Raw genomic sequence first — 12,869 nt, 5'->3', positions numbered from 1 at the left:
CCCCCAAAGCCCGGCCCCTGGGGAAGAATGATAGAGCAAGTTTACCAAGATATGAAAGCGCTGTGACAAGTGGGTCACCGACTCTCGCCTGGCGCGAACGTGAGTTTGCCAATGTGGTTCAACCAAGTTCGCAAGTCATCTGAAGGAGACAGTGAAGCAGCACTATTTTCGCTCGTACAAAGCCTCGAGTTTTTCGCTGAAGGCAGCGCGCACGACGTGGCGCCGCACCTTGAGTGTGGGCGTGATCATGCCGTTCTCGACCGAGAGCGGTTCCGGGGCGATCAGGAAGCGGCGCACCTTCTCCATGTTCGACACCTCGCCGTTGACCCGCTCCACAGCTTCGGAAATGGATTTACGCAGCGACGGGTCATCGAACAACGCCTCCAGGTCGCCCCGCTTGCCATTGCTGCGCGCCCATTCCTGGAGCCAGGTTTCGTCGGGGATGATGAGGGCGACGAGATGGGGCCGCCGATCGCCCATCACCATGACTTGTCCGATCTCGGGCTGCAGCGACAGCTTCCCCTCGACGCGGGCCGGAGAGATATTGTCACCGCCTGACAGGACGATGATGTCCTTCTTTCGATCGGTGATGGATATGTAGCCGTCGGCGTCGATGCTGCCGATATCCCCGGTGTGCAGCCAACCGTCGCGCAGTGTGGCCTGCGTGGCGGCCTGGTCGTGCCAGTAGCCCTGCATGACCAGTTCTCCGCGCACCAGGATTTCCCCATCCTCGCCCAATGCGACCTCGACCCCCTTCAGCGGTGGGCCAACGCTGTGCATCTTGATCTTGAAGGGGCGGTTGGCGCTGACCACTGGGGAAGCTTCGGTCTGGCCGTAGCCTTGAAGGATGCGCAGGCCAAGGGCATGAAAGAACAGGCCGATCTCCGGGTTGAGGGGAGCGCCGCCGGAGATCATTGCTTTCAAGCGGCCACCGAAACGCTGCCGCACCTTGTCGCGCACCAGACGCTCCAGGGCGAGGTCGAAAACTCTTTCCCAGAGCGTGAGGCTGTTCGGGTCCGTATAGCGCTTGCGCCCAATGCGCTCGGCGGCGGCGAAGAGACGCTGCTTGAAAGCGGGTTCCTTGCGTAGACCGCGGTGAATGCGCTGGTACATGGCCTCATAGAGCCGGGGCACCGCGGTCATGATCGTGGGCCGCGCTTCGGCCAGGTTGGTCAGCAGCGTTTCCACACCTTCGGCATAGTAGATCTGGGCGCCGATTGTGACCGGGAAGATGTGGCCCGCGGTGTGCTCGTAGGAGTGGGACAGCGGGAGGAAGGACAGGAATATTTCCTCGCCGATGCCGTACTCGTCGAGCAGGTCGTAGGCCGAAAGGCAGTTGGCCAGGATGTTGCCATGGCTGAGCATCACCCCTTTGGGCGCACCGCCCGTGCCCGAGGTGTAGATGATGCAGGCCAGCTCATGCCGGGCGATATTGGATGCGGCTTTTACGATTTCCGCCGTGGCCTCCTCAGGTCCGGCCAGCTCGCCCCAGGCATGATTGCTCCAGGGGCCGTCCAGTGCTGCCGCTTCCTCGATGGTGACCAGATGCCGGCAGTCCGGCGCATCCGGGAGGGCTTCGCATAGCGGGACGGCCAGTTGCGCAGTGGAAACGATGGCACAGCAGGCGCCGGAATCCGCCAGGATATGCCGGTGGTCGCTCGCACGATTGGTGGTGTAGGCGGGCACCGTGATGGCGCCCAGCGCCATGATGGCGAAGTCTGCGATGAACCATTCCGGCCGGTTCTCCGAGACAAGCAGCACCCGGTCGCCGGCCTTGACGCCAACCGTCGAGAGGCCGGCCGCCACCCGGCGCACCTCCGCAGCGACCTCTGCCCAGGTCCGAGGCTGATATCGGCCTTCGCGTTTCGCCCAGAGAAAGGGGCGGCTATCGAGGCGTTCTGCCTGTTCAAAAAAGACAGCGGGCAGGTTGGCTGCGTTCTTGTAGTCCATGTCCTCCCTTTCTCCCCGCGCCTTGTTGGCGCAGGGTGCGCCGCAGGGCATCCACCCTTGGTTCGCTTTGGCCCTGCGACTATATGCCAAAGTCCCTGCCACCAAGCCACGATAAGCGGAGCACCATGAGCGACGTCGCACAGTCAGAGAGCACGCCCGAAGCAGAACTTGGACCCTTGCCCGAGTGGGATCTGAACGATCTCTACCCGGCGACGGACTCTCCGGAACTGGAGCGCGACCTCACAGAGGCAGAGGGCGCGGCCCGGACGTTCGAGGCGCAATGGCAGGGGCGGCTGAGCGACAGTGACGGTGCCGCCCTGGCGACGGCCATCTTAGAGTATGAGCGCATCCAGGAGCAGCTGGGGCGCATCGCATCCTATGCGCATCTGACCTATGCCGGCGATATGAGCCGGGCGGAGAATGGGCGCTTCTATCAGGCGATTCAGGAGCGTGTGACGGGTATTTCCACGCACCTGCTGTTCTTTGCGCTGGAGCTGAACCGCATTGATGAGAAGGCACTGCAGGACAAGCTTGCCGATCCGGCGCTGGCGCGCTGGGCTCCCTGGCTGCGCGATCAGCGCGCCTGGCGTCCGCACCAGTTGGAGGATGCGGTGGAGCGGGTGCTGCATGAGAAGCATGTAACGGGGCGCGCCGCCTGGACCCGTCTGTTTGACGAAACGATGAGTGCAATGCGTTTTGATCTGGACGGAGCGCAGCTCTCGGAAACGGAAATCCTCGACAAGCTCACGTCGCGCGACCGTGATCTGCGCCAACGCGCGGGCCTGGCCTTCGGCGCCGGGCTGAAGGGGCAGGAGCGCCTGTTCTCTCTGATCACCAACACCCTGGCCAAGGACAAGGCAATCGAGGACGGCTGGCGCGACTTCCCGCGGCCGGTGTCCTCGCGCAATCTGGCAAATCTCGTCGAGGACGAGGTGGTCGATGCGCTGGTCACGGCGGTGGCGGAGTCCTACCCGCGCCTGTCCCATCGCTACTATACTCTGAAGGCGCGCTGGCTCGGCCTCGACAAGTTGTCCTTCTGGGACCGCAACGCGCCGCTGCCCGAAAGCGACGACCGACGTATTCCATGGGACGAGGCGCGCCAGACGGTGCTGGATGCCTATGCCGCCTTCTCACCGGACCTGGCGGCCGTGGGGCAGCGCTTCTTCGACAACGACTGGATCGACGCGCCGCCGCGCTCCGGTAAGGCGCCAGGAGCCTTCGCGCATCCTACCGTCCCCTCGGCCCATCCCTATCTCCTGCTGAATTATCAGGGGCGGGTGCGCGACGTCATGACCCTGGCGCATGAACTGGGCCATGGCGTGCACCAGGTGCTTGCCGGCGAACGCCAGGGGCATCTCCTGTCCAACACGCCGCTGACCTTGGCGGAAACGGCCAGCGTGTTCGGGGAGATGCTGACCTTCCGGGCGCTGCTGGCCAAGACCGAGGATCCGGCCAGGCGCAAGGCCATGCTGGCCGGCAAGGTGGAGGACATGCTGAACACCGTCGTGCGGCAGATCGCCTTCCACCGCTTCGAGGAGCGGGTGCATGACGCCCGGCGCCAGGGCGAGTTGCTGCCGGAAGACCTGGGTCGGCACTGGATGGAAACCCAGACGGAGGCACTCGGCCCGGCCTTCACCCTGGATGAGAGCTACGCCATCTACTGGGCTTACGTGCCGCACTTCGTGCATGTGCCCTTCTACGTTTACGCCTACGCCTTTGGCGACTGTCTGGTGAACTCCCTCTATGCTGTTTACGAGCAGGCGCATGAGGGCTTCGCCCAGCGCTACCTCGAGCTTCTCGCCGCGGGCGGAAGCAAGCGGCACAAGGAACTCCTCGCACCCTTCGGCCTCGACGCCTCCGACCCGGCCTTCTGGCGCAAGGGCCTGGGCGTGGTGGAGAGCATGATCGACGAACTGGAAGCCATGGAGCGCTGACCGGCCGCCCGGGCCCGTCGACGTGGGCGCTGTTGCCCGCCATGGCACCTGCAACCTTCCCTTAAAGGACCTCCATGAGCGATCTCGACAACGAAAAGGGTTTTGATGACGAAAGTGCCCGCTTCAGCGGACGCTTGCGCCGCTATGCGAAAGTGGGAAGCGAAGTCGGGGTTTTGGCGGCGCAGTTGGCCGGCGCGCGCGTCTTCGGCCGGAAGATCGACCGCGGCCGTCATTCCTCGGAGTTGAAAGCGGCGCTCGGCGGTCTCAAGGGTCCGCTGATGAAGGCAGCGCAGATCCTCGCCACAATTCCCGACGCCCTGCCGCGGGAGTACGCCGAGGAACTGCGGCAGCTGCAGTCCAACGCACCGCCGATGGGCTGGCCCTTCGTGCGCCGACGCATGCGTACGGAACTGGGGCCGGGGTGGGAGAAGCGCTTCGACAGCTTCGAGCGCGAGGCGGCTGCAGCGGCCTCACTTGGGCAGGTTCACCGCGCGGAGCAGGGCGGCCGCAAGTTGGCCTGCAAACTTCAGTACCCGGACATGGCTTCGGCCGTGGCAGCCGACGTGCAGCAACTGCGCTGGGCCTTTGCCGCCTATCGTCAGTACGATTCCGCGATCGATACCTCCGACATCTACAAGGAGCTGACGGCGCGCCTGAAGGAGGAACTCGACTATGAGCGCGAGGCGCGCTCCATGCTGCTCTACCGTCACTTGCTGGCGGAAGAGCCGAAAGTCCATGTGCCCGAGCCGGTCATGGAGCTCACCACGCCGCGGCTGCTCACCATGACCTGGCTCGAGGGCCAGCGGCTGCTGGATTACATCGCAGCGCATCCCGACCAGGAGCTGCGCAATCAGGTCGCCTACAACATGTTCCGCGCCTGGTACACGCCTTTCTACTACTATGGCGTCATCCACGGTGATCCACATCTGGGCAATTACACCGTGAATGAGGATGCCTCAGTTAACCTGTTGGATTTTGGCTGTATTCGCATCTTCAAGCCGAGCTTCGTCGAAGGCGTGATCGACCTCTACAAGGCCATCAGGGACGATGATCGCGAGCTGGCGATCCATGCCTATCGCACCTGGGGGTTCGAGCAGGCCGGGGACAACGCGGAACTGGTGGACGCCCTCAACATCTGGGCGCGATTCATCTACGGGCCGCTGTTGCAGGATCGCAGCCAGCCCATCATGGAAGGCTCAGGCGGCGCTCAAGGCGCGCAGACCGCAAGCCGCGTGCATAAGGAGCTGCGCCGTCTGGGCGGTGTGAAGCCGCCGCGGGAGTTCGTACTCATGGACCGTGCTGCGGTGGGACTGGGATCGGTCTTCATGCACTTGAATGCCGAGATCAACTGGTACCGCTTATTTCATGATCTTATTGCCGATTTCGATGTCAACAAACTCGCCGCCCGTCAGAGCGCGGCCTTGGACAGCGTGGGGCTGCCAGCCGACGTCGAATGACGCGATAGCTGACCGATCGGTACACCCCTGAGGCGCTTGCCGGAACCCTTGCCGGCCCTCCTCGTTTCGTCAGTCGTGATGCGGCTCTGGTCTGGCGCCGCACCCTGCCTGGCGGAAGGAGCAAGGACATGAGCGGCGAGCCCTATAGCGGTAAGCACGACAGCGCGCGCTATCACGAACAGACGGTCAATCGCGGCGAAGGTGGCGAAACGCACCAGGTGGCCGGCGGCGAGGCACCGGTGCTCACCACCCAGCAGGGGATTCCGGTTGGCGATGACCAGAACTCGCTGAAAGTCGGCACAAGGGGACCGGTCGCCCTGGAGGACTTTCATTTCCGGGAGAAGATCTTCCACTTCGACCATGAGCGCATCCCTGAGCGGGTGGTCCACGCCCGCGGCTTCGGTGCGCACGGCTTCTTCGAGCCCTATGAATCGCTTGCGGACATCACCAAGGCCGACCTTTTCCAGCGCCCCGGCGAGCGGACCCCGGCCTTCGTGCGCTTCTCCACCGTGGCGGGGAACAAGGGCTCATTCGACCTTGCCCGGGACGTGCGCGGCTTCGCGGTCAAGCTCTACACCAAGGAGGGCAACTGGGATCTGGTCGGCAACAACATCCCGATCTTCTTCATTCAGGATGCGATCAAGTTCCCGGATATCATTCACGCCGTAAAACAGGAGCCGGATCGCGGCTTTCCGCAGGCGCAGTCGGCGCACGACAACTTCTGGGACTTCGTCTCGCTCTCGCCCGAAAGCACCGCCATGACCCTTTGGATCATGTCGGACCGGGCCATTCCCCGTTCCTTCCGCTTCATGGAAGGCTTCGGTGTTCACAGCTTCCGCTTCGTCAACGCGGCCGGCGAGTCCACCTTCGTGAAGTTCCATTGGAAGCCAAAGTTTGGCATGCAGTCGGTGGTCTGGAACGAAGCCTTGAAGATCAACGGCGCCGATCCCGATTTCCATCGCCGGGACCTTTGGGACGCCATCAAGGCCGGCGACTATCCCGAGTGGGAACTGGGGCTGCAGCTCTTCGACGATGACTTCGCGGAGCGATTCGACTTCGACATTCTCGATGCCACCAAGATCATCCCCGAGGAGGAGGTGCCGGTGCGGCGGGTGGGGCGGCTGGTGCTGGACCGCTGCGTCGACAACTTCTTTGCCGAGACCGAGCAGGTGGCCTTCTGCACCCAGAACATCGTCCCCGGCATCGATTTCAGCAACGATCCGCTGCTGCAGGGCCGCAACTTCTCCTATCTCGATACCCAGCTGAAGCGCCTGGGCAGTCCGAACTTCACCCATCTGCCCGTCAATGCGCCCAAGTGCCCCTTCCACACGCTGCAGCAGGACGGGCACATGACCTTCGTCAATCCGACGGGGCGCGTGAACTACGAGCCCAATTCCTGGGGCCAGGAGGACGGCGGTCCCGGGCCGCGTGAGGCGCCGGATGTCGGCTTCCACACCTGGCCTTCCGAGGAAGCCGGCCCCAAGCGGCGGGTGCGTCCGGAGCGGTTCGCCGATCACTACAGCCAGGCGCGGCAGTTCTACATCAGCCAGACGGAAGTGGAGCAACGCCACATCGTCCAGGCCTATGTCTTTGAACTGAGCAAGGTGGAAACACCGAAGATCCGGGCGCGTATGGTGTCACACCTGCGCAATGTGCATGAGGATCTGGCAAAGGCGGTGGCCGACGGGCTGCGGCTACAGGAGATGCCTCCCGCTGCCGATCCCGCCAGCCCGCCGCTTCAGAACCTGCCTGCCTCTCCCGCACTCAGCATCCTGCTCAATGGGCCGGGCAGTTTTCACGGACGCAAGGTCGGCGCCCTGGTGACCGATGGGGTCGATGCCGATCTGGTGGCTGCGCTCAAGGACGCCTGCGAGCAGGAAGGCGCGATGCTGAAGTTCGTCGCCCCGCGCATCGGTGGGGTGGAAGCGAGCAACGGCACCTGGATCGAAGCGGACGAGAAAATCGACGGCGGGCCTTCGGTGGTCTTCGATGCGGTGGTCGTCCTGCCCTCGGCCGCCGGCGCAAAGCTGCTGGCTTCCGAGGCCACGGCGCGCGATTTCGTGAGCGATGCCTTCGCCCACTGCAAGTTCATCGGCTATGGCGCCGACGCCATGCCGCTGCTGGAGAAGGCTGGTGTCGCGCAGGAACTGGACGACGGGTGCCTGCCGCTCAACACCACGGGGGACACTTCGGCCTTTATCATGGCCTGCCGCAAGCTGCGCCATTGGGAGCGCGAGCCGAAGGTGAAGCAGGTCTGAGCCGGCTCGCGGGCGGGCACTGCTCTTGCGAAGGCCGCACCTCCCGGCGATACTGACTGGGGTCGCTTGGCGGGGGAGGGACGGTCGATGCGAGGCTTGCTTGGGGCGGCGCTGCTGGCCGCCGGGCTGGGCGTATTGGCGGGCTGTGCGGGGACGGGAGCGTCGTCGTCCGCCCTCGGACCGCAGAGCGCTTCCGTCGCGGCGACGGAGTTCGAGCGGGTCAAGGGCTCGCCGGTGGAACTGCGCATGTTCCTGCAGGCCTTCCCCAAGGGCGGCGACCTGCACAATCACCTCTCCGGTGCCATCTACGCCGAAGACTTCATCGACTGGGGCCTGGCCGACGGCGTCTGCTTCGATCTGGAAAGCCTCTCTGCCGTAGGCCCGCCCTGCGATGCGCGCTCCGGGCGTCCCACGCTGGCGGCGGCCCTGTCGGACGGGTTGATCTCGCGCGATGCGCTGATCGACGCCTGGTCGATGCGCAACTTCGTTCCCGGACACACTGCCGCCTCGGGCCACGAGCAGTTCTTCCGCAGCTTCTTCCGCTTCGACGAGGCGGGTCGCGACGGCGACATGCTGGCGGAGGCGGTCTGGCACGCCGCCGAGCAAGAGGTCGGCTACCTTGAATTGATGCTCTCGCCGGAAATGGGCTCCGCGCGCGCTCTGGCCCGCCAGATCGGGCCGCAGCCCGACTTCGATGCCCTCTATGAGGCGCTTTTGGCTGCCGGCATCGAGGAGCTGGTGCCGCGCGGCTCGGCCCGGCTGGACCGCATGGAGGCCACTCTGGCGGATCGCTTCGGCTGCCCGCAGTCCGCTGCACCGGCCTGTGAGGTTGAGGTCCGCTACCTGGCGCAGGTGATCCGGACGTTCCCGCCCGAGCAGGTCTACGCCCAGTCCCTCCTCGCCTACCTGCTGATCGAGGCCGATCCGCGGATCGTCGGGCTGAACCTGGTCGCGCCGGAGGACGACCACGTCACGCTGACCACCTACGAGACGCAGATGCGCCAGCTGGGCCAGCTGGCGGCGCTCCGCGGCCAGGCACCCGTGGCTCTGCACGCTGGCGAGCTGAAGCTGGGCTTGGTGCATCCGCGCCACCTGCGCAGCCACATGCGCCAGGCCATCGAGGTTGCCGGCGCGACGCGCATCGGCCACGGCGTCTCCATCGCCCATGAGCGCGACGCCGAACGGCTCCTGATGCAGATGGCGGAGGATCGTATCGCGGTGGAGATCAACCTCACCAGCAACGCCCAGATCCTGGAAGTGGAGGGCGCGGAGCATCCCTTCGAAACCTATCGCGCGTACGGCGTCCCCCTGACCCTTTCCACCGACGACGAGGGGCTCAGCCGCGGCGACCTGACCCACGAGTACCGCCGCGCCGTGGAGACCTACGACTTAAGCTACGCCGACCTGGTCGCGCTCTCGCGCAACGCCGTGCTCCACGCCTTTGTCGAGGGCGAGAGCCTCTGGGCCGATCCCGTCGCCTTCACCCCGGTCGAGGCTTGCGCCGCCGTGCCCCTGGGCGGTGCCGCAACGGACGCGGCCTGTGGCGCTTTCCTAGAGGGCAATCACAAGGCGCGCCTGCAATGGCGCCTCGAAGCCCGCTTCGCCGATTTCGAGGCCGACCGCGCGGCGCTGAGGCGGGCACGGGGCCTGTAGCAGCGCCTGCGGCCAACCATACCGCTATTTGTCCGGAAAAGTGTGCTCTATGAGGTGATTTGCGGCGCGCGACGATGTTTGGCGGCTCCGCCATGGCATCGTGAAGTGTAGGCGGGAGGGGTGGATGGCGCAGGACACAGCCAGTGGGCCCGTTGCTCGCCCAGCGAAAGGGTCATTGCGGAGGATTTCTATTTCCGCTGACCGCATCTACGAGATGGGGGTGATGAAGCGGGTTACTGTGACGGGGTTTCCTGTTCCTCTACCAGGCTGCCCCGGATCAGGTCTATCGCGTTTTCCAAGCCATAGAGGGCGAAGAAGGAGCCCAGGCGCGGGCCCTGTTCCTGGCCCAGCAGGATCTCGTAACAGGACTTGAACCAGTCGCGCAGGCCGGGGAAGGGGTGGCGCTTGCCCACCTCGTAGACCTGATTCTGGATGGTTTCCGCATCGGCATCGGCCGGCAAGTCCTCAAGGCTCTGGAGCAGGTCGGAGAGCGCGACCCGTTCCATCTCGTCCGGCGCGCGGTAGCGCTTGGTGGGCTTCACGAAGTCGCGGTAGTAGGCGATGGCGTAGCCTACGAGCCGGTCCAGCAGCGGCTCGCTTTCTGCACTGGCGCCGGGTGCGTAGCGGCTGATGTAGCCCCAGATCACCGCGGGCTCGTCGGCGTTGACCGTGCCCACGAGGTTCAGCAGCAGCGAGAAGGTGAGTGGCGGCACCTGGGCAGGCGGCTGGCCTTCGTGAATGTGCCAGACCGGGTTCTCAAGCTGCTTGGCCGCCTCTTCCTGCGGGTACTTGCCCAGGAAGGTGAGATAGTCGTCGACCGTGCGCGGGATCACATCGAAGTAGAGCCGCTTTGCGGTGCGCGGCTTCTGGAACATGAAGAGCGAAAGGCTTTCCGGTGGCGCATAGGCGAGCCACTCGTCGACCGACAGGCCGTTGCCCTTGGACTTGGAGATCTTCTGGCCCTGGTCGTCGAGGAAGAGCTCGTAGTTGAAGCCCTCGGGGGGCGGCGCGCCCAGGATGCGGCAGATGCGCGAGGCAAGCTGCACCGAGGGGATGAGGTCCTTGCCGCTCATTTCGTAGTCGACGCCCAGCGCCGCCCAACGCATGCCCCAATCGGGCTTCCACTGCAGCTTGCAGTTCCCGCCGGTTATCGGCAGCTCGGTGCGCGTGCCGTCCACATCCTCGAAGACAATCGTCCCTGCTTGGGCATTGCGCTCCAGGATCGGCACCTGGAGCACCTCACCAGTCTGGGGAGAGATCGGCAGGAATGGGCTGTAGCTCTGCTGCCGCTCGGAGCCGAGGGTCGGCAGCATGACCTCCATGATGGCGTCGTAGTTCTCCAGGACCTTGAGCAGGGTCTCGTCGAAACGGCCGGAAAAGTACCAGTCGGTGGAGGACTGGAACTCGTACTCGAAGCCGAAGGAGTCCAGGAAGTGACGCAGGCGGGCGTTGTTGTGATGCCCGAAGGACTCGTGCTCGCCGAAGGGGTCGGGGATCTTCGTCAGCGGCTTGCCTAAGTGGGAACGCAGCATCTCCTGGTTCGGCACATTGTCCGGCACCTTGCGCAGGCCGTCCATGTCGTCGGAGAAGCAGAACAGCCGGGTGGGGATGTCCGACAGTGTCTCGAAGGCGCGGCGCACCATGGTGGTGCGGACCACTTCGCCGAAGGTGCCGATGTGGGGCAGGCCGGACGGGCCATAGCCGGTCTCGAAGAGCACATAGCCCTTCCTTGGCGCTTTGTCCCCCAAGCGAGCCAGGAGCTTGCGCGCTTCCTCGAACGGCCAGGCCTTGGCCGCCAATGCCAGCTCTCTATCGCTCGTCATGATCGCGCACACTCCAGCGTCGGGATTACGGGGGAGGGCGACGTTATGCACGCGGCAAAGCGAAGGTCAATCGCGGCTGTTGCCGTTGTCGTTGCTGTTTTCGCTGCCATTGCGAGCGAAGAGCAGGGCGCGCAGGAAGCCGCGCTCAGATTCGGCCAGTTGCTGGAAGCGCTGCCGCTGCTCCGGGGTGAGTATCTGCAGGAAGCCGTGAACCTCCTCGCCCATGTCGAGCCAGCGCTCCAGGCGGGCATCGCTGTCCTCCCGCAGGATGGCGCGCATGCCGCTGCGGTCGTAGCTGTCGCGCACCAGGGCTTCCAGCACCTCGCTTTGACGGGCATCGCGACGTTCGTCGTTGCGGTCCCGCTCGATGCGCGCGCGCAAGGCATCGCGCACCGCGTCCAGCGCAGCTTCCTGTTCGGCATTTAGGTCGAGCTGTTCGGCCGCCTGCACGGTCTCGTTCGTGGCCGTATGGGACATTTGCTCCGCCTGCTGTTGGGCTTGCAGCACGCCGAAGAGGAAGCCGGCATTCACGAGCAGGGAGAGGACCAGGAGCAGCCAGGGAAGTTTGCGGTTCATCGGAAAAAGGGGCCTTTGGCTCAGGGCAGGTGAGGGAGCGGGATCGCACTCAACTCAATCGAAGAAAAACTCGTCTTCCGGCGGCAGGAACTCAGGCAGGCTTGCTTGTGCAAACTGCCGTTCCTGCTCCAGGGCCGGCAGGCTGCCGCGAAGCCCCATCTCATAGCTGCCGTAGGCGCCGAAGAGCCCGAGTGCGAGCGTTGCCGCCACCGCCGCCACCTGCGGCATGCGGCGCCAGAACGACTGCATCGGCTGCTGTGTTTGCTTCCGCTGCGGTCGCAGCGCGCGCAGACGCAACAGCAGCTTCTGCGGCACGTTCGGCGGTGCTTCGGCCAGACTCTCGCGCAGCTCGGCAAGGCGCGTACTGGCTTCGAGCGGATTGGCGGCAATCCAGCTCTCCACCGGTGCGACCTCGCTTTCCTCCAGCCGGCCTTCCAGCCAGGCCGCCAGGAGGTTGGCATCGGGCTCGCTGATGGGCCTGCTATGGCGCAAGGCCTGCGCCACGGCGCTCCAGGCGGCACCGGCATCCTTGGGCGGTGGCAATCCTGCTCCGGTCGACATACCCGTTCTACTCCTGCTCACATGCCGGTGATACGCGCCTGTCGGGCCTTGGCATCCCCGCCCAGTTCCGGAAACTCTTCGGAAAAATAGGTCCGCAGCCGGGTCAGGGCCTTGTGATGGGCCGAGCGCACGGTCTGCTCGGTAATGGCGAGAAGGCGCGCGATCTCGGAAACATCCATTTCACGTTCGTAGAGTAACGCCATGATCGCAGCCTGCCGCGGCGTGAGCAGGTTGCGGGGAATGGGCAGGGGGTCCGCCGCGGGAGGGGTGGTCTCGCCGTCTTCCGGCAGAATTTCCCTGGGCTCCGGTGCGCGTTTCAGACGGCGAAGGTGGTCCAGGGCGGCGGAATTGGTCACCACCGAGAGCCAGGTTGAGAGCTGCGCGCGGCCGGGGTCGTAGGTGCGCAGCAGCCGGAAGTCGTCGCGCACCAACTTCTCGAACACCTGTTGCACCACATCGTCTGCTTCGTTCGTGCGACCGGCCCGCTCGAGGGTGCGGCGCGCAGCAGCCAGCACCACCGGGGCGGCATCGCGCACGAAGGCGTCCCAAGCGCTCCTATCGCCGGCAATCAGCCGGGAAATATCGCTGTCCTGAAGTGACATGGAGCTCAAGGTCCAATGGCTCCATGGCGAAAGGGAGGCGCCGCCGGTCGGAGCA

9 protein-coding genes are annotated in these 12,869 nt (G+C 64.9%); 4 read left to right on the top strand and 5 right to left on the bottom strand.

Features of this window, described 5'->3' with window-relative positions:
* Positions 1-162: 162 nt before the first annotated feature.
* Positions 163-1,950, bottom strand: coding sequence for an AMP-dependent synthetase/ligase (locus ABZ720_RS01530; RefSeq protein WP_366553088.1), 1,788 nt, complete (start codon positions 1,948-1,950; stop codon positions 163-165).
* 125 nt (positions 1,951-2,075) lie between these two features.
* Between ABZ720_RS01530 and ABZ720_RS01525 the strand changes: the two genes are divergently transcribed.
* The 4 genes from ABZ720_RS01525 (at position 2,076) to ABZ720_RS01510 (ending at position 9,252) form a co-directional block, all read left to right on the top strand.
* Entirely contained in the window at positions 2,076-3,884 is a 1,809-nt protein-coding gene (locus tag ABZ720_RS01525) for a M3 family oligoendopeptidase (RefSeq protein WP_366553086.1), read from the top strand.
* Between the two features lie 74 nt (positions 3,885-3,958).
* Positions 3,959-5,341, top strand: a complete 1,383-nt coding sequence (locus ABZ720_RS01520; protein ID WP_366553084.1) for an ABC1 kinase family protein — start codon at positions 3,959-3,961, stop codon at positions 5,339-5,341.
* Positions 5,342-5,469: 128 nt separating this feature from the next.
* A complete protein-coding gene (locus ABZ720_RS01515; RefSeq protein ID WP_366553082.1) occupies positions 5,470-7,599 on the top strand; it encodes a catalase in 2,130 nt (709 codons plus the stop codon).
* Positions 7,600-7,686: 87 nt separating this feature from the next.
* Positions 7,687-9,252, top strand: coding sequence for an adenosine deaminase family protein (locus tag ABZ720_RS01510; protein ID WP_366553080.1), 1,566 nt, complete (start codon positions 7,687-7,689; stop codon positions 9,250-9,252).
* A gap of 233 nt (positions 9,253-9,485) precedes the next feature.
* Here ABZ720_RS01510 and ABZ720_RS01505 read toward each other — a convergent pair whose 3' ends face one another.
* The 4 genes from ABZ720_RS01505 to ABZ720_RS01490 all read right to left on the bottom strand — a co-directional run bounded on the left by ABZ720_RS01505 (position 9,486) and on the right by ABZ720_RS01490 (position 12,814).
* On the bottom strand, positions 9,486-11,075 hold the full coding sequence (locus tag ABZ720_RS01505; protein WP_366553078.1) for a lysine--tRNA ligase: 1,590 nt from the start codon (positions 11,073-11,075) through the stop codon (positions 9,486-9,488).
* A 66-nt stretch (positions 11,076-11,141) separates the two neighbouring features.
* Positions 11,142-11,651: a Spy/CpxP family protein refolding chaperone gene (locus ABZ720_RS01500; protein WP_366553076.1), complete on the bottom strand. Its 510-nt coding sequence runs from the start codon at positions 11,649-11,651 to the stop codon at positions 11,142-11,144.
* A 54-nt stretch (positions 11,652-11,705) separates the two neighbouring features.
* Entirely contained in the window at positions 11,706-12,212 is a 507-nt protein-coding gene (locus ABZ720_RS01495) for a hypothetical protein (protein WP_366553074.1), read from the bottom strand.
* 17 nt (positions 12,213-12,229) lie between these two features.
* A complete protein-coding gene (locus tag ABZ720_RS01490) occupies positions 12,230-12,814 on the bottom strand; it encodes an RNA polymerase sigma factor (RefSeq protein WP_366553072.1) in 585 nt (194 codons plus the stop codon).
* Positions 12,815-12,869: the final 55 nt, after the last annotated feature.

It is taken from the genome of Aquibaculum sediminis, assembly GCF_040712085.1.
GTDB lineage: Bacteria > Pseudomonadota > Alphaproteobacteria > Kiloniellales > DSM-21159 > Aquibaculum > Aquibaculum sediminis.
Note: the sequence above shows the minus strand (reverse complement) of the source record. Positions and strands in the feature narration are given on the sequence as shown.